Here is a 20,660-nt window from a genome sequence, read left to right on the forward strand (position 1 = left end):
GTTACCCCTGCTCCCCGCCTCGCGGCTTAGACCGCCAATTAGCTGGCGACCAACCGCTGACTAGCGCAGAACGGTGACGCTGCCGTCGCCGTTGACCTTGACCTTTGCAGCGAATGCAGCGGCCATGTTCAGGCGCTGCCAGGAGCCACGCGGGCCCTGATCGTCCAGCGGAGAACCGGACGCAATGGCGGTCTGACGCAGGATAGATGCGCGCTGCTTGTAAGTGAGCTTGGGGAACTTCGGCAGCAGCAGATCCGGCGCGGCCTGCGGCACGATCATCGGCGCATCCTTGCGGTAGATCTTCGGAAAGCCGTAGGTCATGCGGTCGGTGTACTCGCGCACAGCTTGGTCGGTGGACCGGTATGCCTTGTCGCTCTTCACAACCTCGGCAATCGGGCGACCCGCGCGCCACTCCAGCTCCGCGCGCAACTCCTTGCCCGCCTGTCGGACCGCGTCGCGCATCTTCGGATCGTTCCAGCGGTCAGCGGCAGCAGCGGTGCCGGACATACGGCCTCCCATGACGTCCAGCGGGTAGTGCACGCCCATAACAACACGGTTGTTGCCCGCCTCGGAACCGCGAGCCAGGATCTGCGGAGCCAGCTCCGGCAGAGTCAGAGCCAGCAGAGTGGTGGACCACACGGCCTGGTTGGTGTGGCCAGATGGGTAGGACTTGGAGGTGCCGTAGTACTTGTTCTGGCCGTCCTCGTACTTCTTGATGCGATCCGGGGCAACCACGAACGGACGGTCGTGGTTGAAAACGACCTTCTCTACGAAGGTGGAGGAAGCTACTCCGCCTGCGCGAGCCAGGTAGCCGTTGCCCAGCAGGTACTGGGTCTTCGGCAGACGATTCTCACGCAGGGCGGCACGGAAATGGCGGCCAAGCTCTGCACCCAGCGCGTCGGAGAACGCATCCAGTACGCCCGCCTTGTCCGCGCGAGCGTCCTTCTGCGCGCGCTGGATAGCTGCCGGGTTGTTCTGAGCAGCATTGTTGATCTTCACGACCTTGTCCAGGTTCTGCTTCATGATGCCAGGGTGGTTGGCGCGCACGTCGTTGAAGCCATCGACGACATCCAGGTAGATGCCGTAGCCGTGGGAGCTGATGTCAGAGATATAGCCGCCCAGGTACTCCGGGCCGAAAGGCTGCGGGGTCGGGGCACCCTTGTGCTGCACGGGGTGCGGGTAGCTCGGCAGGCCCTCGGAGCCAGCAACCGCCGGCACGCTCGGTGCAGCCTCCACCGGCGCGACGTTCACTGCGGAAAGGGACATGGTCGTAGCCATCATGGCTGCTGCCGTGATCTTTAGGCTCTTGGTCTTGGTCACTTTTTCTCTCACCCTTGAAGTCTCGTCCTGCAAATCGTTTTGACGTCAAGCATCCAGGCTCGCCCGGCGACTATTTGCAATAGTTTTATAAACTCCTGCGGATGTTAACCCAGGTTTCTGAACGGAAGGTTAATTTGAGGTTAGGCGCGGATGACGCTGAGGGCGTCATAAAGAAAAACGCTAAATAATAAAGCCTTGCCAGCGCGCAGCTTGCAGCGAGTCATCGTTACTGTCACGGGTGAAGGGGAAGTTCTTCAAGACCTGATTGGTGAAGCTATCCACGCGCTGATTGGCGTTGCGCAGGTCGTAGTAGGTCGTCATCTCCGCATCATAATCCGCCAGGTCGACGGTCAGATTCTCGCTGGTCTGGTAGCCGTTTTCCATTACGCGGAACTTGCGCGGCATGCGAGGCTTCAGCTGCGGATCCTGGTTCGGCCAGCCCAGGGTAAGGCCAACCACCGGGAAGGTGTAGCGCGGCAGATCGAGTAGCTCGATAACCCCGGCCGTGTCGTTGTGGATATTGCCCAGGAAGTTAGCGCCTAGGCCAAAGGACTCAGCGGCGTTCACCACGTTCTGTGCCATCAGGCAGGCTTCGGTGAAGGCCTCCACAAAAGCCTTCGTACGCCCGGCGCCCCGCGGGTCGCCGCCATTTTCCTGCAGGATCTGCGCATTCCGCGCCGTATCCGCCAAGAACAACAGGTACACCGGTGCGCGGCGAACATACTCCTGGTTGCCAATTTCCGCCAGGTGCTCCCGCAACTGCGTATCTGTCACGCGAATGATGCTGGCCTGCTGCATACCGCGAGAAGATGCCGTGCGCATGGCTATGTCATAGATGGTTTCCAGGGTCTGGCCGTCCACCGGCTGATCCGTGAACTCTCTAATCGTGCGGTGGGAAAGCTGACGTTCGACCATAGGGTTCGAGTTTTTAGGCATGGCCCCAACCCTAGCTAGAAATTTTTTCCAAGTTTTCCGGCCTGCGCCGGGAACAAACATTAGTGATAATACATTCCAACACTGTTAGCCTGTGCGGGTCGCTACCGGACCGCCACGGCACCGAGAGTTTTTAGATAGGTACGTTCAAGAGTTTCCCAAGGAAGTATTGCTTACATGATCATCGCAGTTATCATCCTCGCCATCCTCGTAGTCCTCGCCATCATCTGGTTCGCCATGTACAACGGCCTCGTCAAGAAACGAAACACCGTTAACGAGGCGTACGCCCAGATCGATACCCAGCTGCAGCGCCGCGGCGACCTGATCCCCAACCTGGTAGCCACCGTCAAGGGGTACGCCAACCACGAAGCCAAGGTATTCCACGACATCGCGGAGCTACGCACCGCCACCGACCGCGCCCGCGCCACCGGCGACGTGCAGGATGCCTCCCAGGCCGACGCTGTATTCGGCCGCACGATGGCCACCCTGCGCGCTACCGCCGAGGCGTATCCGGAGCTGCAGGCTTCCCGCAACTTCCAACAGCTGCAGGAGGAGCTCGCCTCCACCGAAAACAAGGTGGGTTTTGCCCGCCAGTACTACAACGCCTCCACGAATACCTACAACACCGCAATTCAGTCCGTGCCGACCAACATCGTCGCTTCCGTGCACGGCTTTCAGCCCTTCGGCTTCTTCCAGGTGGAGGAATCCAAGCGCCAGGCTCCGGACGTTTCCTTCTAGCCTTCTTGTCCTGCCACGCCCCCCTCTCAAGACCACTTCCGCTTCTTAAGCATCGCACCTAGCGGGCAGGACTCGTGAGCACTGAAAGTGCTGAAAGGACGGATAACGGACAATGGCCAACCAGCCGAGAACCTTTGACGAATCGCTTTCGCAGCTACGCAAAGGCATCGCTGTCGCGTGGATTGCGAACGTATTTGTGCTGCAGCTTTCCATCGTGGCGTGTGCCTGCGCCGCCTACGTTGGCATCCAGGGAAGCGACATTGACTACAACACCCTGGGCAAGGTCATCCTGATCTCCGCCGGGGTCGCCATCCCGGTTGCCGCACTGATCCTGCTGTATTCGTATTTCTTTTCCACCAAGACCGTGATTTCCGCCATCGGCGGCGAGAAGCGCAAAGTGGAAAAGGGCATGGTCTACAACATCGTGGAGGAGATGTCGATCGCCGCAGGCCTGCCCTCCCCGCCGAAGGTTTATGTGCTCATCGGCACCGGAGTGCCCAATGCCTACGCTCTAGGCGGCAAGCGCAACAAGCCCCATACCGGCACCATCGTCGTCACCGAAGAGCTTGGGTATCTGCTCAACCGCGAGCAGATGCAGGCTGTCATCGCCCACGAAATGAGTCACTTGACCGCCGACGATAACCGTGTGATGACCCAGCTGGTGGCCATCGCGTCCGTCATTTCCATCCTGCAGTCGGTGTTTATCTACGGCAGTTTCAGCAACAACAACCGGAGCCGCTCCAACTCGAGCGGGGGCGGGAATGCCGTAGCTGCCATCGTGATCTTGCTGATCTCCTTCTGCGTTATCCTCGCCGCCCCAGCACTGGCCAATATCGCCCGGGCCTACATGTCTCGCCACCGCGAGCAACAGGCCGATAGCCATGGAGTCTCCCTGTGCCGCAACCCCACCGCACTGGCGCAAGCCCTGATCACGATCCGCGCGTTCCACCAGGCGAACCCTTCTACGGTGCAGAACTCCATGTACGGCACACCCGGCTCCCTGGCTTTGTACGCACCGGAACAAGACATCATCCAGGGCTTCCACAATTCCGACGCAGGCAAGAAGGGGTCCTTCTTCAAGCGCGCCATGACGAAGAAACGAAACTTTTCCGCTACCCACCCGCCGATCTGGGAAAGGGTCAACGCGCTGATTGCCATGGGTGCCTACGTGCAAGATTTCGTCCCCTATGTGCCGGAGCACCAGCAGATCGCCGGGCACCTCAAGTAGCCTGGGGCTTTCTATGACTCCCCTCTCCTATACCTCGACCGACGGCTTCCCGGAGCTGCACATGTCGCGGGTCATCAATGCGGACTTTGATGCCGCCGCGGCCAGGCTTTTCCGCTGGGGTGTGCAGCGCAGTGGCCTCTTTCGCGTGCGCCCCACCCACGAGGTCGTGGAGACTGGCGCCGAGGTCGCACTGGGCTTCGGGCCGTGGACGTTCCACTGCAGGATAGTCGATACTTTCTCCACGCCCGGCCGCTGCGGCTTTACCTATGGCACCCTCCCCGGCCACGCTGAGCGGGGCGAGGAGACCTTCACCCTCGAGCGGTTGCAGGATGGAAGGGTTCTTTTTCTTATTGACGCCAAGTCTCAGCCCGCCCGCTTCCCCGTGCTGCGCCCAGTCATCGACCTGCCGCGGCGTGCCCTAATCCGTCGCTTCTACCTGCGCGCCTTGGACGATGAATAGCCGATAACTGGCCGATGACTAGCGAGGAAGCTTTTGGTTTCCCCGTTCCGCGCTTTCTGTCGAACAGGGAATTTTTCATTACGATGGTTTCCGAGAGCTCACAAAGTCGCCTCCAACGTGAGGTAAGTCATAGGTGAGCTCGTCGCATATCCTGACCTTTCCCACCTACAGACTGTATGGAGAATTTAAGTGGATCTATACGAGTACCAAGCTCGAGATCTTTTCGAAAACTACAACGTACCTGTCCTGCAGGGCATCGTTGCCACATCATCTGCGGAAGCTGAACGGGCTGCTGAGAAGCTAGGCGGCACCGTAATCGTAAAGGCCCAGGTGAAGGTTGGCGGCCGTGGCAAGGCTGGGGGTGTGAAACTGGCCCACTCGCCGGCCGAAGCAGCCGCGGCGGCGAAGGACATTCTGGGGCTGGATATTAAGGGGCACACCGTGCGCAAGGTCATGGTTGCCGAGGGGGCGGACATCGCCGAGGAGTACTACTTCTCCATCATGCTGGACCGCACGCAACGCCAGTACCTTGCCATGCTGTCACGCGAGGGCGGCATGGACATTGAGAAGCTGGCCGAGGAGCGGCCGGAGGCGCTTGTCCGGTGCAACTTCTCCCCGCTGGAGGGGCTGACGGATTCCATTGCTCGCGAAATTGCAGAAGACGCAGGCTTCCCCGCAGACGATGTGGACAAGCTTGAGCCCGTTCTGCAGAAGCTCTACGAGGCTTACGTTGGCGAAGACGCCACTTTGGTCGAAGTTAACCCGTTGGTCAAGACCAATTCTGGGGAGCTGTTGGCCATTGACGGCAAGATGACCTTGGACGACAATGCAAGCTTCCGCCACCCGGAGCATTCCGAGCTAGCAGATCACAACACCACCGATCCGCTGGAGTTGAAGGCCCAGACGATGGGCTTGAACTACGTGAAGTTGGACGGCTCGGTGGGCGTAATCGGCAACGGTGCCGGTCTAGTGATGTCCACCCTGGATGTGGTCGCCTACGCCGGCGAGGAATTTCCCGGCTCCCCGAAGCCCGCCAACTTCCTGGACATCGGCGGTGGTGCCGATGCTGAGATCATGGCCAATGGCTTGGAAGTAATCCTTGCAGATGAACAGGTCAAGTCGATCTTGGTCAACGTTTTCGGTGGAATCACCGCATGCGATGAGGTTGCTAATGGAATCATTCAGGCTTACAAGATCCTCCATGCCCAAGGAATCGAGCCAAAACCCCTAGTTGTCCGTCTGGATGGCAACAATGCCGAAGCGGGACGGAAGCTCTTGGACGATGCCAACCTGCCGAATCTGCAGCGGGACGACACGATGGACGGCGCCGCGCGCAAGGCCGCGGAGCTGGCTTCCCAGGCTGATCAGAACAAATAAGCACCACGGATTCCAACAGGTAGAGGACTGAAAATTATGGCTATTTTTCTAGATCGCGATTCCAAGATCATCGTCCAGGGAATGACCGGTTCGGAGGGCATGAAGCACTCCCAACGCATGCTGGACTCCGGATCCAACATTGTCGGCGGCGTGAACCCCTCCAAGGGCGGACAGACGGTCACCTTTGAAGGCGGCAAGCAGGTGCCTGTTTTCGCCTCCGTTGCTGAGGCAATGGAAAAGACTGGCGCAAATGTCTCGGTTATCTTCGTCCCGGCGAAGTTCACCAAGGCTGCGGCAGAAGAGGCAATCAAGGCGGAAATGCCGCTGGTTGTGGTCATTACAGAGGGCGTGCCGGTCAACGACACGGCAAGCTTCTTCGCCCTGGCAAAGAACTCCAAGACCCGCATCATCGGGCCGAACTGCCCTGGCATCATTTCCCCCGGCCAGTCCAACGCGGGCATCATCCCCTCTGATGCCGCTGGCAAGGCTGGCAAGATCGGCCTGGTATCCAAGTCCGGCACACTGACGTACCAGGTGATGCACGAGCTCTCTGATGTGGGATTCACTAGCTGCATTGGCATCGGCGGCGATCCTATTATCGGCACCACCCACATCGATGCGATCGAGGCCTTCCAAAATGATCCAGAGACCAAGGCGATCATCATGATCGGCGAAATTGGTGGCGATGCTGAGGAGCGCGCCGCCGAGTACATCGCCAAGAACGTCACTAAGCCTGTGGTGGGCTACGTCGCAGGTTTCACGGCCCCAGAGGGCAAGACCATGGGGCATGCCGGAGCTATCGTCAGCGGTTCTTCGGGCACGGCTGAGGCGAAGAAGGTCGCGCTGGAGGAAGCTGGCGTGCGGGTGGGTAAGACTCCCACCCAGGCAGCGGAACTGATGCGGGAAGTGCTCGCAGAGATCGGCGAAGCTTAAAACTAGCTAGGGCAAACAACAGAGAGGACGGGCATGGCCACAAAAGCTCAGAAGGATTCACAGAAAGGCTGGGCCGGCGATGCCCAAAATGCCTCGAAAGACGGCGAATTCAAGCGGGATACCAATTACATCGGTGACCGCATCGTCGCTTCCGTCACCAGCGAGGAACCGCAGCCTGCCGGTGCCGACGTACTGCACTGGCCCGTGCAGCCGAACCGCTACCGTCTGATCGCCGCACGCGCCTGCCCGTGGGCGCACCGCGCGGTCATCGTACGGCGCCTGCTGGGGCTGGAAGATGTGATCTCCCTGGGGTTGGCAGGCCCTACCCACGACAAGCGCTCCTGGACCTTCGATCTGGATCCGGGTGGCGTCGATCCCGTGCTGCAGATCCCCCGCCTACAGGATGCGTACTTTAAGCGTTTCCCGGGCTACCCGCGCGGCATAACAGTGCCGACGTTGGTGGAAGAAGCCAGCGGCAAGGTCGTGACCAATGATTTCAATTCGATCGTCCGCGACTTCCAAACTGAATGGACCGAGTACCAGCGGGCCGGCGCTCCCAACCTGCTTCCACCGGCAGAGCAGTGGGAGGAGATGGAGGAGATCAACGACTTTATCTTCCGAAAGTTCAATAACGGCGTGTACAGGGCTGGGTTTTCGGCGTCACAAGAAGCTTATGAGCAAGCCTATGAGGATGTATTCGAGGTCCTCGATTGGTTGGAGGAGCGCCTGGAAAACCGGCGATTCATCATGGGTGAGCACATCACGGAGACCGACATCCGGGCATATGCCACCCTGATCCGCTTCGATGCTGTCTACCACGGGCACTTCAAGACGAACCGGAACAAGATCACCGAGATGCCGAACGTCTACGGCTACGTGCGCGAGCTGTTCCAAACCCCTGGGTTCGGCGATACCACCGACTTCAAGGAGATCAAGCAGCACTATTACATCGTCCACCGCGAGGTGAATCCCACGCAGGTCGTCCCGGCCGGCCCGGAGCTCTCAGGACTGGCGCAACCCCATGGCCGCGACCACCTGCCGGGTGCACCGTTTGCTGAGGGCACCACCCTGCCAGGTAAGTTGCCGGACGCCGAGCGGCTGAAGAACCCCACGCAATTCCAGCGGGAGCTATTCGGATTGGACTAGGCCTTTCGCAACGAGAAAATCCCCTCGCCGGTATTTCAACCAGCGAGGGGATTAATTTGTAGCGGGGGCAGGATTCGAACCTACGACCTCTGGGTTATCGGATCACATTCAAGCCTATCAGGGGTTATCGGTAGATAACCTCGCATTTCATGGACTTAAACGATCATCGGGAATCATTCAGGATCATTCAGGATCATGCCCCCAGTGCACCGTCTAGTGCACCACCCGCAAGCGCCGACTGCATGGCCGAAACGTCGGTGAGGTCCGTGTAGTTTCGAGCGTTCAATGCTTCGGTGTGACCGAAAAAAGCGCTGCGGATCTCAGCGGGAACTCCACGAGCGATCGCGCGGTTATTGAGTACCGTGCGCCAGGCGTGAGATCTCATGGTTGAAATAGTCTCGTCTTCAAGCCGGGCGCCGATATCGCGGTAGAGCGCTGCACATGCCTTGACGGCATTATCTGTCCGCCAGTGCGAGTGCGCATCCCCCGGTGCGGGAATGAGCGGATCGCCGGGGCCAATTGTTTTGATCCGCTCTCGCCAGAACTTCTCACACCGCGCGTCCAACATTGGCACGGTGGGTGCTGTTGCAAACTTCAGGCGGAGAGCCGTGACGACCCAGTCTTCATCCTCTGATGCTCGCTGCGGGTCGGCGTTCTCAGGCAGCCTCGAACACCCGGCTGACGATCACCGCATCCGGGTTCGGTTGCTCGTAGGCAAACATCGCGCCCTGGCCTTTCCGTAATGAGTGCATCGCTTCCATCCCTTTCAACGTCCGGTACGCCGAGGTCCGGTTTTTGAACGCCCCCTTCGGTCCGAGGATCCGTTTCAGCCGCCCATGATCTCCTTCAATGACGTTATTGAGGTATTTCACCTGCCGGTGTTCCACGGTCTGCGGGCAGATTCCCTCTGACTTCAACTCGGCGATTGCCCTGGCCAGGGAGGGTGCTTTATCGGTGTTGATCACCCGCGGGAACCCGGTTATCGTGTTCGACCTCAGGGTCTTGGCCAGGAAACGCTTCGCTGCGGCGACATTACGCTTTGGGGACAGGTAAAAATCCAGGGTATGCCCACCCGCGGTGATGGCCCGATAGAGGTAGCACCACTTTCCCCCGACCCGGATATAGGTCTCGTCCACCCGCCAGGACCGGGCCTGCCAATCCGGGACTTGTCGGTACCACCGGGTCTGCTTGTCCAGCTCAGGAGCATATTTCTGGACCCAGCGGTAGATGGTGCTGTGATCGACCGGTACGCCGCGTTCGGTCATCATTTCTTCCAGATCGCGGTAGCTGAGCCCGTAGCGGCAGTACCACCGGACCGCCCACAGGATGATTTCACGGGGGAAATGACGACCGGAGAAGATGCCCATGGCTGTGATTATTTCACGCAGGTCTTCCTGTCGCCCGAACTTTGCAACAGCACCATTGCTACTACCACAGCCCGACCGGATGCCTGGGCGAGCTGCGCAACGCAGACGTGGCCGTAACGGTGACGGATGCGACGACCGGCGAGACGATCGTCGACGAGGAGTTGAGAACCCTCGACAACGGCTTCGTCGGGATCTGGCTGCCCCGAGGCATCGAGACATCGATCTCGATCACCCACGACGGCCAGACCGTCACCTCCGAACTTTCGACCGTCGGCGACGATGCGCAAACCTGCCTGACCACGATGCGACTGGTCTAAAACTAGCACCACGGGAATACCCCCACCGGGTAGGGTGTTGTGATGTGCGCGCGGTCTATCGCACGCGACGTGTAATAGGAAGGAAAGCAGTCCCATGAGCGAAGTCACCACCGTCGACACCCAGGCCTTCGAAGAGGTTGTGCTCCAGAGCGAGGTCCCCGTTCTCGTGGACTTCTGGGCAGCCTGGTGCGGCCCGTGCCGTGCGATCGCGCCGGTCCTGGACCAGATTGCAGCTGAGCAGGATGGAAAGCTCCTCATCGCCAAGCTCAATGTCGACGAGAACCCCGACATCGCCTCACGCTACAACATCAGTTCGATCCCTGTGATGAAGGTCTTCGACAAGGGTGAAATCGTGCGCGAGATCATTGGGGCGATGCCGAAGCCGCAGATCGAGCAACGCCTCGAAGGCATTATCTGAGGCTCGGCCGTCGAACCGTTCCCGAACTCCGCCGACCGTTGCGCGGCAGTTGATGGTCGCCCGACTCAGCGTGATTGCATACGTAATGCAAGACTGCGCAGTGCAACGAGCGCTTGAAGTGGCAGGACCCCGTTACCGAAGGCGGTCTTCTGCTGATTTGCAGTCAGTCCGCCCATCGTGTCGGTAATCCATCTGACTGGCAGATCCATAAGCCATTCCACGAACTCCGGCGACGGGCGTGGCCCTCTGTCCTCGTTCATATACACCAAATACACGGTTTGCAAGAAGTTAAGCAGTGTCACCAGAAAAGGGATTCTTCCATGGCACTGCCACCAGAAAAAATTGCTCAGCTTCAAGCAGCCCAAAAGACTGCCCAAGACCGAGAAGTTAATCAAGCAAAAGAACTTATAAACGCCCAAGACATTGGCTACACATCCAAACTCTTCGTCCAAGCATTATTTCCATACCGCAAGACCGACGAAGAAAAACGAGTCATAGAGACAGCACAAGGCCGAATCGTTGTCTACGCCGATGGAGGATTGCCCTACGGCAAATATCCCCGACTAATCATGGCCTACATCGTCACCCGTGCCGTGGAAAACGCAGGAAAGCTCAAAGCAGGCAAAATAGACCTTGAGCAAGCAGTCCGCATCCCTCTCGGACACTCCATGAACCACTTCCTCCAAGCCATCGGAGTAACTGGACGCGGCACAGGTGGCGCAACAGGGAACTTGGCCAATATCCGCGAGCAATTATTGCGCCTGGCTGATGCTCGCGTGACCGTCAAAGAGGACGATGGCGTACGCGCACGTGGTAAACACACTCAAATTATGGATGAATGGGACTTATGGTTTGATGCACGCGACCCTAATCAGGGAAGCTTCATCGAGTCCTACATCAAACTCACGCCACAATTTTTCCAGCACATTGTCGAAGCCCCCATCCCTATCGACCTTGCTGTACTACGCCAGCTCACCAAGCCACGGTCAATGGACATTTATATCTGGCTAACGGTCAAGCAGTTTTGGCTTAGCAAAAACAACCGAGACTCCTACCTTTTTACCTGGGACATGATGGCACAAAGCTTCGCCACCAAAGAGCTAGTATCAGGGCAAGACTGGGTGAACTTCCGCAACGAAATCAAGAAAGCCATCCACGATGTTCAGGCGATATGGCGTAATTGTGGAATAAAAGCCGACCTCGATGGAGTCACCGTCACTAAGACATCTCCCTCAGTTGAGAAAAAACCGCCACGTCCGCAGCTGGATTAATACTCATCAACGAGTGAGCGCCCCCTTGTGGGCGCTTTCTTTATGCCCTGGTCAGGCTGCGCATATTTACCAATACGGCTGCGCATATTTACCAATATCCAAGCAGTTATCCACAGAGCTTGAACTGGGATTTTATCTATTTCCCCTGGTCGCTTATAACTATAAACTGTAGAACTATATCCAGCAGGGGTAAACCAACCAGTCAACGCTAACGCTAACTAGTAAATAAGATTCCATCGTGGCTCACGCCCTCACTAACGTTCGGTTGTGCTGCCGCCCAAATCAAAGATTTGGTTGCCACCGAGACAACCTGGACTACTCACTGACCACAGCCTCCAGGACTACAGATAACCAAAGAATCTTTAAAGAGAACTCTCACAAAGGAACCCCAATAATTTCATCCTTACTGTCAATGCTCACTGGAGTGGGCACGCCCTTGTTACTTTTGTCGAAGCTCCGCAGAATAGTTTGTAGACCGCTCCCTCCCCCCCCCCCCCGGACGGTCACTGTCACACTCAAGCCCTGCCTCTAGCCCCTCAGGCAGGGCTTGAGCGATTTAGTGCTTCTTGAGTTGATTCAGCACGAATGCTTCGGCTTCTTCGGTGGCCTGTGTGGACGCTTCCAGCGCTGTAATAAGCGCACGTTGTTGTTGACCATCGAGCCTGTCCCAATCTGCTCGCAGAGCACTGACAATACGTGCGATTGCCATCTCTCCACCACTGAGTGTGCCGTTGTTTGACCCTAACGACGGCACACCAGCTTGGCGCAACAGCTCATCAATTGGGCGAGTCATGACGTTATTGTTGCACACTGCTTCGACATAATCTCCTGGCTTTCGAACAAATGTCTAATAGCCAGAATTTTAAAATAGATCGCCTGGAAAGTGTGGTTTCCGATCTTTATTTTCTGCTGGCCACTGCACCCCATGAAAGGCTAATTCGTCTTTAGTTAGTTGTTCGCCAGCAATGATTTGCTCCAGGAGTTCCTTCTGTTCAGCTTCGAGCTGAATTAAATGGGCAAGCGTAACTAGCAGTTCGTGAAACTGTCTTGACCATTGTGTCGGCCAGCTTGTGGTGATGATGTCATCGAGTGGTGAGGACTTTCTGCCTTTAGGTTTTTTACGGCGATAACCTACCCAGGATTTGATTGTGGAGTTTCCACCCACTGTGTAGTTCCACACGGCTGGTGACACATTCGACCAGCTGCCCTTGCCTAGATAAATAGTTTGGGTTGTCTCGTCGTAGGTAACATCGTCCGGCATTCCAACACCAACGGCAGTGTCATAGGTTGGCAGCGGCAGCGTGCTTTCAACATCAAACAGACTCTTTGCGTTATTCGGTGCGTGCCCACGGTCGCCAAAAGTATGTAGCCAGATAATGAACTGACCAATTTCTACAGCCTTATCCCACAGCTCTACATCGACGGTAAGTGGCACACGATTGCCGCTATAATGCAGTTCTTCATCAAATGCTTCTACATATCCAGGGTGGGCGGAAATACCTGCAATATAAGCAGTAAGTTTTTGTACCGTAATCTCTCTACCGAAGCGCTCCGATAATGCTGCTAGCAGCCCAGGAGCAACGTTAGGTTGACCATCAGGGTGCAACATAGGAAGCGCTCGCCCACCGTCGCTTCCTTTGAAGCTGTTCATATCGGGGATCAAGCTAGAAAACATAAGGCCAGGGCCAGATTTGGGGTGACGCGAATGAAATTCAACTAGGAATACTTGTTCTGAAGAGCGTGCCGCCCATAGATCTGGCCTTGCCCTGTCCAGGACACGACTATCGGCAATGATGTACTGGCGGTCAAAAGACCTATACCCCACTTCAACGATTGTTGGGCGGCTTGGCCACTCCACACTGACCAAGGGGTGTCCAGTGTCTTGTTCAGTATCTAAACCAGGTAAAGGAGATTTTGAAGCATCAATTTTTGTAGAGCTAGTTTCTTTGGATAATTCTCGTTTTCTCTCCAGGCTTGTTTCTTGTATGAGTTCATCCCAACGCTGCTCTAGGATGGCGCGTTCTGGTGCGTACACCCAGGTTTTGTTTGGTTTAACCCCAGGCGCAGTCCATGGATACATATCGTTGAGCGCTGGGTAATGTCCCCATTGCTCATTAGTTTTAGGAGTAAATCCAGCGTCCCAACTATCACCAGTGTCTTGAAAACTGTCACTGTCGAGGTCAAGGTCCCTGAGTTCACTGAACTTTTCTTCCCGAGTGCCATGTAGGTCGATGTATTTAATCTCAGCTGGTTCGGCTTCGTCGTTTTCTTTATTGCGGATAAAAAGGCCGATACCTACGGGCGTTTCGATGTTAAATACGGCGTTTTTTGCAGGTGGTTGCATGCCTTCTGGGGTGAGATTAATAATCCAACCGCGTGAGGTATTACGGCGTATCCATTCGCGCATGCCTTTAAACCCAGGGCCGTTAAGATATCCGGTCGCTTGAAGTGTCCCAGGTTTTGTTCCGTTTGAGTAGATGGGAAAATCTGGAATATGCCAAGAAAATTTGACCAGGATGCGAAGGATCGTGTGGTCCGTCTTGTAGAGGACCGCATCTTGGCGGAAAATATGTCGATGCAAGCCGCGTGCCAGGCAGTAGCCCCAAAGCTGGGGGTGTCATGGCACACAGCCCGTCAATGGACTTTGGCAGGCCCGCCGTGCGGGAAACATCCCAGAACCCGTGCCTGAAGATCTGGCCGCCGAAAACGCGAGGCTTCGCCGTGAAAATCAAGAGCTACGCGACACCAATGAACTTTTAAAGGCTGCCTCAGCTTTTTTCGCGTCGGAACCAGGTCCAAAACGTCGGAAATGATCCGGTTCATCGATGAATACCGGAATCGTTTCTCTGTCGAGTTCATCTGTAAGACGTTGAAAAATAACCGCGCTGGTGGGTTCATCACCTCGCGTGGGTATCGTCAGTCCAAGGCCCGTGGGGTAAGTGCTCGCGGCCTTCGTGATGCTGTGCTGGTTGAACGCATTAGTGCTATCCATCGGGATAATTACGGCATCTACGGTGTGCGGAAAATGTGGCATGCTCTTCATCGTGACGGAATCGATATCGGTCGTGAACAAACCGCGCGGCTGATGCGTCTAGCCGGTGTATCAGGCAAAGGCAAAGGCCGCTCGCCTATGACCACTCGCACACCTCAAAGGCCGGATTTGCGCCCGGACTTGGTGGAGCGAGAATTCAAAGCCGAAGGCCCGAACAAGCTGTGGGTGGCTGATATTACCTACGTGCGCACGAAGAAAGGCTTTGTGTATGCCGCGTTTGTCACCGATGTTTACTCCCGACGGATCGTTGGGTGGGCGTTATCAGATTCCATGCGCACCGAAGCGTTGCCGCTGCAAGCTCTCAACCAGGCGATCGCGTCTGCTGAGGAAACAACAGGTCTCATTCATCATTCGGATCACGGCTCGCAGTATGTCAGCGTTGTCTACAACGAGCGTCTTGCCCAGCACGGGATTGCCGCTTCCACCGGAACTGTTGGCGACTCCTATGACAATGCTCTGGCGGAAAACGTTAATGGTTCCTACAAAAACGAGCTGATCCATACTCGCAGGTGGGATGAGGTTGTCGAGGTGGAAATCGCGACGTTTGAGTGGGTGTCATGGTGGAACGAGACGAGGCTTCACCAAAGCTTGGGCTACCGCACGCCAGCTGAAGTGGAAACCGAATTTTGGGACCAGCACCCGCCGCAAGCAATAATAGAAATCAAGGCAAACGCCTAGGAACAAAACCCGGGGCACTTCACACCCGCGAATTTAAATGGATATAATTAGACCCATGTTGATTTCAGGTACCGCTTTCTTGCGGTTGCGCACCAACCGCTAAGGCGGTTTCCTACCCCGTAGGTTAAAAACCGCTCCGGTCCTTTAGCCGGGCGGCTATTTGTCATGCCCGGCTCCCTTTCAAATCCAAGGAGCACACCTGATGTCTGCATACGGACACGGCCGTCACGAGCATGGCCAAAATTTTCTCACCAACCACAAGATCATCAACTCCATCATCGACCTTGTGAAACAAACCTCCGGCCCCATCATTGAGATCGGACCAGGAAGCGGTGCCCTCACTCACCCGATGGCCCACTTGGGGAGGGCGATAACGGCAGTTGAAGTGGACGCAAAACTAGCTGCCAAAATCACACAAGAAACCTCCTCGGCGGCGGTCGAAGTGGTCCATGATGATTTCCTTAACTTCCGGTTACCCGCCACTCCCTGCGTCATTGTGGGAAACATTCCCTTTCACCTCACCACTGCCATTCTTCGAAAGTTGCTGCATGCGCCAGCATGGACTGACGCTGTACTCCTCATGCAGTGGGAAGTCGCTCGCCGCCGGGCCGGGGTAGGCGCAAGCACGATGATGACGGCTCAGTGGTCCCCATGGTTCACATTTCACCTGGGTTCTCGGGTACCAAGGTCTGCTTTCCGGCCACAGCCAAACGTTGACGGGGGGATCTTAGTGATCCGCCGGGTGGGTGACCCGAAGATTCCGATAGAGCAGCGCAAAGCCTTTCAGGCGATGGTGCACACCGTTTTCACTGCCCGGGGACGCGGGATAGGGGAAATTCTCCGAAGGGCAGGGTTGTTTTCATCACGTTCAGAAACACAATCATGGTTGCGCTCGCGAGGAATCGACCCCGCGACCCTACCTCCCAGATTGCACACCAACGACTGGATCGATCTCTTCCAGGTGACTGGTTCCTCTCTACCTCACCATCGACCCATTTCACCATCGGGAAGTAGTCAACGACCTCCTCAACGGAAAAACCGAAGCCGGCGGCGTTAATCCCCACCAAAACCGAAATCCACCAGTAGTACTAAAAGGGCTCTTCCGGTTTTAGAGTGCATTGATTAGTTCGCCGGGGGTTCGGGCGTGGCACAAGATATTGGGGTCCTTGGCTTTGTAGGAAAAAGGTATCTAATCCATCCGTACAAAACTAAGGACCTACTGTGCAGCCTAACGGAAATGTCATCGTCGATACCATCTGCCGCACCGCAAAACTAGGAACTACTATCACCGGTGCCACAGAAAACGGTGACGTCACTGTTATTGAAGCCGAACCCGTCGAGCCGATCAATGAATGCCCTACCTGCGGGCAGCCTGGAGTATTCCGCGACCACGTCATCCGCAGCCTGGTCGATCTGCCCATCGTCGGCCACCCAACAACTTCATGTGCGCCTTCCACGCTACCGGTGCACCAACAAGCGTTGCTTGCAGAAGATCTTCCGTGCTGGCCTTGCCTGCGCGCCCGACAATTCAAAGACCACGGACCAGGTGACCCACTGGATCCTGCAACGACTCTGCCTAAATCGGATGAGCGTTGCCGCTGCACCCAAGTCATTAGGCCTGGGGTGGGATATGAAGTGTCCCAGGTTTTGTTCCGTTTGATGAAACCCGTTTTTGAAACAACGTACGGAGCACAACGCACGCCGATGCCAAAGCTTCCGCAACATCGACTACCTCATCAAACCCACGACAGTGGGATTCACACCCTCAATCCCCACGCGTGCAATCTTCGCACCTCAAAGATTGAAAAATGAAAGAAACCGGAGGTAACATACCCTTTCGAGTTTGTTACTTCCGGTGGTGCAGTTTGTTCAACTGCTCATCAGGATCTTACGGGGGATAACACTAACACACCCTGACTCTTGGAAAACGCAGCACACAGACCGTGCACACCCTCACCGATAAAATGGGCACCAGTCCCGAAAGGAGAAGGAATGTACACGACCATCACCCTCGCCGCACTCGCAGTACTTTTCGTCTTAATCATCCAGACCATCCGCCGCGAACGGCCAGAAGACCGTATGTATTACGCCGCGCTTGGAGGCAGCATAAGCGCAGCAATGATCCTTGTCCCCTCCTTCCTTTTCACCCAGGCCGGTCTCTCGCGAGAACTGGCCGCACTGCTCATCTCCTTCGGCCTACTAGCCTTGTGGATTACCATTTTCGGACTCCGCCTAAACGCAAGAACTAGCAGGTAAACCTGCATAACACAGAACATATGCTTTAGCATATGGCGGAACATACGCTATAACATATGCCTAAACATATGTTCCGCCATATGGCAGGACTCGCGGGCGCACGAATACGCAGATTCCCGCCCGCAGTAGAGAAAAGGAGGGCTACGGGCTCAGTGTGGGAGTATTGCGAAACCTTCGCGCGCCCATTAGCCTAAAAAGTGACAGCACAGTTCATCCCTGAATTGCGGCTGCACAATAAAAAGAGCCCCAACGAGTGCCAGCTCGTTGAGACCCTCGGGCCTAAAGACCCACGTGAAGCATCGCGGTAACGAGCTTCACGATTACGGTCACAAGAACTATGACCTTGGTAGCCACATCTAGCCAGTCAAGCTTGGTGGCATCAAGGTCTTTTCTTTTGCGACCGGGTGTATCCAATGAGTGTTTACCCATTGTCTACCTCCCTTTACGTCGTAGGGTTGTCCGCTCGCCTGAAAAAGGCGCGCGGGACAGCCCACGTCACGCGCGGGCCTTACCGCGCACCGACGAGGAAGTCACGCCCACGCCCCACCACAGGTGGCGGGGCATGATTGTGAACCGGCACTAACGTTAGCAGCCACCCCTGACGAGACCTAGAAGCATGATTTCACCCCTGCCTTTATAAAAGCCGCCCATGAGGGGAAACCCGTACAGTGCTACTTGCAGCTGCACTCAACACCGCTAATTTCTCTGCCTGTCACCCTATCTAGACGCACGAAAATGCTGGCAGTGCTACATAACTGCCGACATATGCTTTAGCATATGCCTAAACATATGTCCCGCCATATGGCAAGACATATGACGGGGCTCATGGGCGCGCTGATCTACCATCACGGCTGCACTACCCTAGGTGTTTTTCAATGCTCGATACACCGTAGGACGGGTTACCCCAAATTCCCGCGCTAGTGCTGCCTTTGACTCCCCTGCCAATATGCGCCGTTTAATCTCCGCTACTTGCTGCGGGCTAAGAGCGGGTTTGCGGCCTTTGTACTTTCCGGCCTTTTTCGCCAACGCAATCCCCTCCGCCTGGCGCTCGCGGATAATGGCCCGCTCAAACTCCGCGAAGCTACCGAGAATTCCGAGCATTAAATCCGCGCGCGGATCGGACGTGTCTTTCGCAAACGCGAGATTCTCATGCAGGAAAGTAACAGTCACACCCTTGCCGGTAAGTTCATCAACAATACCGCGCAGATCTGTCAGCGATCGGGCGAGACGGTCAATCGACGACACGACAAGTTCGTCACCGTCTCGCACGTACGCCATACACTCGACAAGTCCAGGGCGGGCAGTCTTGGTGCGGCCGGAAATCCTATCTTCAAAAAACCGGTCAATCCTGCCGGAAGCATTGAGTAGTTCTTTCTGGCGCTGATTATTCTGCTCCACCGTGGAGACACGGATATAGCCCACCCGCTGCCCATGCGAACCAGAGTCATTGACCATTAGTCTTCGCTCCGCGAAGGTTTAAAGGCGGCATTCTCTTGTTCTATGACTGCATCACGATACGACTCGATTGCATCCGAGAGGGCATAAAGCTGAACACCGTCGAGGCCATCAGCGTCAGCAAGCAAGGATTGTACAATCCTGCCCAACGCCTGCTGCCCCGACGAGAGTCCACCATGCAGATCTTTCACCCGCGCCAACGCGGGTACAGAGTCAATATGACTTTCAATATGGAAACCGTCAGACGATAACATCACACTCACCACTTTCTGTAAACATAAGGCTTAGACCCCGCTAGACACGTGTAAAACAATGCTAGGAACGGCCCTATTTTACAGGAAACATTCTGCCGCACACCGGCGTAACAATAGGGTGTACCCCAGGTGCCCCTACCAGCGCCCGCAGTTGAAGGCTTCACCTACCAAATGGTAAAGTTAGCTATATGCGAACCAGTCAGCGCTCCGAGATCCTGGAAGCTGCCCTCCGCGTCATGAACGCAGCGGAGGGTGGCGACATTACCCTTGACGCAGTGACCCACGAGGCCGGGCTCACCAAACCGGGATTGCTATATCACTTCCGCAACCGCGACGTACTGCTCGCCGCGATCGTCGACCACGCTGCGGCCAACGTCGAGAACGACATGACTGCCACCCTTGGCAAGCCCCTCGAGAACGCCAACGCCACCGAGCGGCTCCTGAGCTACGTTCACGTCGCCGCCCACGGGGCCGCCAAGCGCGCCGAGTTCATCATCTGGGGCCAAGCGACGTATCGGCCCGAACTCACCGAACCGTGGACTACGCGGATGGGCCGCTGGCTCGAACTCCCGGACGATCTCGACGCCGCCACCCGAGCCAGGCTGACCACCGCCCGACTCGCCGCCGACGGACTCTGGGGCGCCCAGGCCACAGGTGTGTCCACCCTCCACGGCGCGGATCTCGAAGCCGTCGTCTCCAGCATTCGCTCCCTGATCGAAGGAACAACCCCATGAAGCAGTGGTTCCTGCTCGCTGGCGCCATCACTACCGAAGTGGCGGCGACGCTGTCTCTCAAGGCGGCGCTCAATCACCCATCCTGGTACATCGTGGTTGCTGCCGGATACATCGGCACTTTCGTCTTCCTCACCTTCTGCCTGCGCGAAGGAATGCAGATCGGCGTCGCCTATGGCATCTGGGGAGCCAGCGGGGTCGTGCTCGCCGCCGTGCTATCCGCCGCGATTTTCGGTGAACCTCTGACCGCTGTGATGGGTCTTGGAATGGTTGCGATCATCAGCGGTGTCCTCACCGTCGAACTCGGCTCCCAGAAAGCTCAGCAAACCGCAGCCCAGGAAGCAGGAGTCAACTCATGAGATGGATCTTCCTCGCAGGCGCCATCTTGTCCGAAGTCGTCGCGACCATGTCGCTACGAGCCTCCGACGGTGGCCGGGTGAAGAAATGGTTCATCGGCGTCATCGCGGGGTATCTCGTGGCGTTCGTCGCCTTAAGTCTCGCCTTGGCCGACGGCATGGCCCTTGGCGTCGCCTACGGCATCTGGGCAGCATCCGGCGTAGCTCTCACCGCGATCCTCGCCCGGGTCATCTTCCACGAACCCCTCACCCGAACCATGGCCCTCGGCATCCTCCTCATCGCCGTCGGAGTTCTCACCGTTGAACTCGGCGCCAACTTGGCGAACTGACGCATTTCCGCAGGTAAACCAGGCAGATTGGTGTGCTGCAC

General features: G+C 56.6%; 24 protein-coding genes and 2 pseudogenes. 18 read left to right on the forward strand and 8 right to left on the reverse strand.

Annotated features, from left to right (window positions below; genetic code table 11):
* Positions 1 to 60 precede the first annotated feature (60 nt).
* Positions 61 to 1,320 carry a phosphatase PAP2 family protein gene (locus tag MHX63_RS04795; RefSeq protein WP_239387472.1) on the reverse strand — a complete coding sequence of 420 codons (1,260 nt, stop codon included), beginning with the start codon at positions 1,318 to 1,320 and terminating at the stop codon, positions 61 to 63.
* Between the two features lie 180 nt (positions 1,321 to 1,500).
* Positions 1,501 to 2,256, reverse strand: coding sequence for an NADPH-dependent oxidoreductase (locus MHX63_RS04800; RefSeq protein ID WP_239387473.1), 756 nt, complete (start codon positions 2,254 to 2,256; stop codon positions 1,501 to 1,503).
* Between the two features lie 174 nt (positions 2,257 to 2,430).
* Here MHX63_RS04800 and MHX63_RS04805 point away from each other — a divergent pair, with 174 nt between their 5' ends.
* From MHX63_RS04805 to MHX63_RS04830, 6 genes are all read left to right on the forward strand, one after another.
* Positions 2,431 to 2,991 (forward strand): LemA family protein, encoded by a 561-nt coding sequence (locus tag MHX63_RS04805; RefSeq protein WP_005293749.1) that lies wholly within the window; start codon positions 2,431 to 2,433, stop codon positions 2,989 to 2,991.
* A 112-nt stretch (positions 2,992 to 3,103) separates the two neighbouring features.
* Complete coding sequence (locus tag MHX63_RS04810; protein ID WP_239387474.1) at positions 3,104 to 4,219, forward strand: M48 family metalloprotease; 1,116 nt, start codon at positions 3,104 to 3,106, stop codon at positions 4,217 to 4,219.
* A 13-nt stretch (positions 4,220 to 4,232) separates the two neighbouring features.
* Entirely contained in the window at positions 4,233 to 4,679 is a 447-nt protein-coding gene (locus tag MHX63_RS04815) for a DUF1990 family protein (RefSeq protein ID WP_239387475.1), read from the forward strand.
* A gap of 189 nt (positions 4,680 to 4,868) precedes the next feature.
* Positions 4,869 to 6,056 carry an ADP-forming succinate--CoA ligase subunit beta gene (gene sucC / locus MHX63_RS04820; RefSeq protein ID WP_239387476.1) on the forward strand — a complete coding sequence of 396 codons (1,188 nt, stop codon included), beginning with the start codon at positions 4,869 to 4,871 and terminating at the stop codon, positions 6,054 to 6,056.
* 36 nt (positions 6,057 to 6,092) lie between these two features.
* Positions 6,093 to 6,989 (forward strand): succinate--CoA ligase subunit alpha, encoded by an 897-nt coding sequence (sucD, locus tag MHX63_RS04825; RefSeq protein WP_239387477.1) that lies wholly within the window; start codon positions 6,093 to 6,095, stop codon positions 6,987 to 6,989.
* Between the two features lie 33 nt (positions 6,990 to 7,022).
* Complete coding sequence (locus MHX63_RS04830; protein WP_239387478.1) at positions 7,023 to 8,135, forward strand: glutathione S-transferase C-terminal domain-containing protein; 1,113 nt, start codon at positions 7,023 to 7,025, stop codon at positions 8,133 to 8,135.
* Between the two features lie 193 nt (positions 8,136 to 8,328).
* Here the strand turns inward: MHX63_RS04830 and MHX63_RS04835 are convergent, their stop codons facing one another.
* Both MHX63_RS04835 and MHX63_RS04840 read right to left on the reverse strand, forming a co-directional pair.
* Positions 8,329 to 8,520 (reverse strand): hypothetical protein, encoded by a 192-nt coding sequence (locus tag MHX63_RS04835; protein ID WP_239387479.1) that lies wholly within the window; start codon positions 8,518 to 8,520, stop codon positions 8,329 to 8,331.
* A 271-nt stretch (positions 8,521 to 8,791) separates the two neighbouring features.
* A complete protein-coding gene (locus tag MHX63_RS04840) occupies positions 8,792 to 9,502 on the reverse strand; it encodes an IS6-like element ISCef5 family transposase (RefSeq protein WP_035004237.1) in 711 nt (236 codons plus the stop codon).
* A 41-nt stretch (positions 9,503 to 9,543) separates the two neighbouring features.
* Here MHX63_RS04840 and MHX63_RS04845 point away from each other — a divergent pair, with 41 nt between their 5' ends.
* From MHX63_RS04845 to MHX63_RS04855, 3 genes are all read left to right on the forward strand, one after another.
* On the forward strand, positions 9,544 to 9,819 hold the full coding sequence (locus MHX63_RS04845) for a CueP family metal-binding protein (protein ID WP_239387480.1): 276 nt from the start codon (positions 9,544 to 9,546) through the stop codon (positions 9,817 to 9,819).
* Between the two features lie 94 nt (positions 9,820 to 9,913).
* Positions 9,914 to 10,237: a thioredoxin gene (trxA, locus tag MHX63_RS04850; RefSeq protein ID WP_099299417.1), complete on the forward strand. Its 324-nt coding sequence runs from the start codon at positions 9,914 to 9,916 to the stop codon at positions 10,235 to 10,237.
* 320 nt (positions 10,238 to 10,557) lie between these two features.
* A complete protein-coding gene (locus MHX63_RS04855) occupies positions 10,558 to 11,508 on the forward strand; it encodes a replication protein RepA (protein WP_099299418.1) in 951 nt (316 codons plus the stop codon).
* A 556-nt stretch (positions 11,509 to 12,064) separates the two neighbouring features.
* Here MHX63_RS04855 and MHX63_RS04860 read toward each other — a convergent pair.
* Together MHX63_RS04860 and MHX63_RS04865 are read right to left on the reverse strand one after the other, a co-directional pair.
* Positions 12,065 to 12,301 (reverse strand): antitoxin, encoded by a 237-nt coding sequence (locus tag MHX63_RS04860; protein ID WP_144691027.1) that lies wholly within the window; start codon positions 12,299 to 12,301, stop codon positions 12,065 to 12,067.
* Between the two features lie 69 nt (positions 12,302 to 12,370).
* Positions 12,371 to 13,915 carry a type ISP restriction/modification enzyme gene (locus tag MHX63_RS04865; protein ID WP_370644169.1) on the reverse strand — a complete coding sequence of 515 codons (1,545 nt, stop codon included), beginning with the start codon at positions 13,913 to 13,915 and terminating at the stop codon, positions 12,371 to 12,373.
* A 62-nt stretch (positions 13,916 to 13,977) separates the two neighbouring features.
* Here MHX63_RS04865 and MHX63_RS10480 point away from each other — a divergent pair.
* From MHX63_RS10480 to MHX63_RS04885, 6 genes and pseudogenes are all read left to right on the forward strand, one after another.
* Positions 13,978 to 14,197 (forward strand): annotated as a pseudogene (locus MHX63_RS10480) (hypothetical protein).
* A gap of 120 nt (positions 14,198 to 14,317) precedes the next feature.
* Entirely contained in the window at positions 14,318 to 15,238 is a 921-nt protein-coding gene (locus MHX63_RS04870) for an IS3 family transposase (protein WP_370644084.1), read from the forward strand.
* Between the two features lie 55 nt (positions 15,239 to 15,293).
* Complete coding sequence (locus MHX63_RS10485; protein ID WP_011116968.1) at positions 15,294 to 15,341, forward strand: erythromycin resistance leader peptide; 48 nt, start codon at positions 15,294 to 15,296, stop codon at positions 15,339 to 15,341.
* A 99-nt stretch (positions 15,342 to 15,440) separates the two neighbouring features.
* Complete coding sequence (locus MHX63_RS04875; protein WP_011117480.1) at positions 15,441 to 16,295, forward strand: 23S rRNA (adenine(2058)-N(6))-methyltransferase Erm(X); 855 nt, start codon at positions 15,441 to 15,443, stop codon at positions 16,293 to 16,295.
* Positions 16,296 to 16,459: 164 nt separating this feature from the next.
* A pseudogene (locus MHX63_RS04880) lies at positions 16,460 to 16,877 on the forward strand (transposase family protein); the annotation flags it as partial.
* A 353-nt stretch (positions 16,878 to 17,230) separates the two neighbouring features.
* On the forward strand, positions 17,231 to 17,494 hold the full coding sequence (locus MHX63_RS04885) for a hypothetical protein (RefSeq protein ID WP_011117479.1): 264 nt from the start codon (positions 17,231 to 17,233) through the stop codon (positions 17,492 to 17,494).
* Positions 17,495 to 18,355: 861 nt separating this feature from the next.
* Here the strand turns inward: MHX63_RS04885 and MHX63_RS04890 are convergent.
* Both MHX63_RS04890 and MHX63_RS04895 read right to left on the reverse strand, forming a co-directional pair.
* A complete protein-coding gene (locus MHX63_RS04890) occupies positions 18,356 to 18,949 on the reverse strand; it encodes a recombinase family protein (RefSeq protein WP_011117489.1) in 594 nt (197 codons plus the stop codon).
* A complete protein-coding gene (locus MHX63_RS04895) occupies positions 18,949 to 19,203 on the reverse strand; it encodes a hypothetical protein (protein ID WP_034659529.1) in 255 nt (84 codons plus the stop codon). The genes MHX63_RS04890 and MHX63_RS04895 overlap by 1 nt, the downstream gene beginning before the upstream one ends.
* A 188-nt stretch (positions 19,204 to 19,391) precedes the next feature.
* Here MHX63_RS04895 and MHX63_RS04900 point away from each other — a divergent pair, with 188 nt between their 5' ends.
* The 3 genes from MHX63_RS04900 to MHX63_RS04910 are packed head-to-tail and all read left to right on the forward strand — an operon-like array spanning position 19,392 to position 20,619.
* On the forward strand, positions 19,392 to 19,937 hold the full coding sequence (locus tag MHX63_RS04900; protein ID WP_034997557.1) for a TetR/AcrR family transcriptional regulator: 546 nt from the start codon (positions 19,392 to 19,394) through the stop codon (positions 19,935 to 19,937).
* Positions 19,934 to 20,293 carry a multidrug efflux SMR transporter gene (locus MHX63_RS04905; RefSeq protein WP_048733039.1) on the forward strand — a complete coding sequence of 120 codons (360 nt, stop codon included), beginning with the start codon at positions 19,934 to 19,936 and terminating at the stop codon, positions 20,291 to 20,293. The genes MHX63_RS04900 and MHX63_RS04905 overlap by 4 nt, the downstream gene beginning before the upstream one ends.
* The gene (locus tag MHX63_RS04910; protein WP_003849969.1) at positions 20,290 to 20,619 is read left to right on the forward strand and encodes a multidrug efflux SMR transporter; all 330 of its coding nucleotides are present in this window, start codon (positions 20,290 to 20,292) and stop codon (positions 20,617 to 20,619) included. Before MHX63_RS04905 ends, MHX63_RS04910 begins: the two co-directional genes overlap by 4 nt.
* Positions 20,620 to 20,660 lie beyond the last annotated feature (41 nt).

Origin of the sequence: Corynebacterium sp. ACRQK, from assembly GCF_022345965.1 — a bacterium.
Taxonomy (GTDB): domain Bacteria; phylum Actinomycetota; class Actinomycetes; order Mycobacteriales; family Mycobacteriaceae; genus Corynebacterium.

Bases quoted from the DNA above. Each gene is read 5' to 3' on its own strand.
- MHX63_RS04800 (WP_239387473.1), bottom strand. From the start codon at position 2,256: ATGCCTAAAAACTCGAACCCTATGGTCGAACGTCAGCTTTCCCACCGC.
- MHX63_RS04805 (WP_005293749.1), top strand. From the start codon at position 2,431: ATGATCATCGCAGTTATCATCCTCGCCATCCTCGTAGTCCTCGCCATC.
- MHX63_RS04810 (WP_239387474.1), top strand. From the start codon at position 3,104: ATGGCCAACCAGCCGAGAACCTTTGACGAATCGCTTTCGCAGCTACGC.
- MHX63_RS04815 (WP_239387475.1), top strand. From the start codon at position 4,233: ATGACTCCCCTCTCCTATACCTCGACCGACGGCTTCCCGGAGCTGCAC.
- sucD (WP_239387477.1), top strand. From the start codon at position 6,093: ATGGCTATTTTTCTAGATCGCGATTCCAAGATCATCGTCCAGGGAATG.
- MHX63_RS04830 (WP_239387478.1), top strand. From the start codon at position 7,023: ATGGCCACAAAAGCTCAGAAGGATTCACAGAAAGGCTGGGCCGGCGAT.
- MHX63_RS04835 (WP_239387479.1), bottom strand. From the start codon at position 8,520: ATGAGATCTCACGCCTGGCGCACGGTACTCAATAACCGCGCGATCGCT.
- MHX63_RS04840 (WP_035004237.1), bottom strand. From the start codon at position 9,502: ATGGGCATCTTCTCCGGTCGTCATTTCCCCCGTGAAATCATCCTGTGG.
- trxA (WP_099299417.1), top strand. From the start codon at position 9,914: ATGAGCGAAGTCACCACCGTCGACACCCAGGCCTTCGAAGAGGTTGTG.
- MHX63_RS04855 (WP_099299418.1), top strand. From the start codon at position 10,558: ATGGCACTGCCACCAGAAAAAATTGCTCAGCTTCAAGCAGCCCAAAAG.
- MHX63_RS04860 (WP_144691027.1), bottom strand. From the start codon at position 12,301: ATGACTCGCCCAATTGATGAGCTGTTGCGCCAAGCTGGTGTGCCGTCG.
- MHX63_RS04865 (WP_370644169.1), bottom strand. From the start codon at position 13,915: ATGCGCGAATGGATACGCCGTAATACCTCACGCGGTTGGATTATTAAT.
- MHX63_RS04870 (WP_370644084.1), top strand. From the start codon at position 14,318: ATGATCCGGTTCATCGATGAATACCGGAATCGTTTCTCTGTCGAGTTC.
- MHX63_RS04875 (WP_011117480.1), top strand. From the start codon at position 15,441: ATGTCTGCATACGGACACGGCCGTCACGAGCATGGCCAAAATTTTCTC.
- MHX63_RS04885 (WP_011117479.1), top strand. From the start codon at position 17,231: ATGTACACGACCATCACCCTCGCCGCACTCGCAGTACTTTTCGTCTTA.
- MHX63_RS04890 (WP_011117489.1), bottom strand. From the start codon at position 18,949: ATGGTCAATGACTCTGGTTCGCATGGGCAGCGGGTGGGCTATATCCGT.
- MHX63_RS04895 (WP_034659529.1), bottom strand. From the start codon at position 19,203: ATGTTATCGTCTGACGGTTTCCATATTGAAAGTCATATTGACTCTGTA.
- MHX63_RS04900 (WP_034997557.1), top strand. From the start codon at position 19,392: ATGCGAACCAGTCAGCGCTCCGAGATCCTGGAAGCTGCCCTCCGCGTC.
- MHX63_RS04905 (WP_048733039.1), top strand. From the start codon at position 19,934: ATGAAGCAGTGGTTCCTGCTCGCTGGCGCCATCACTACCGAAGTGGCG.
- MHX63_RS04910 (WP_003849969.1), top strand. From the start codon at position 20,290: ATGAGATGGATCTTCCTCGCAGGCGCCATCTTGTCCGAAGTCGTCGCG.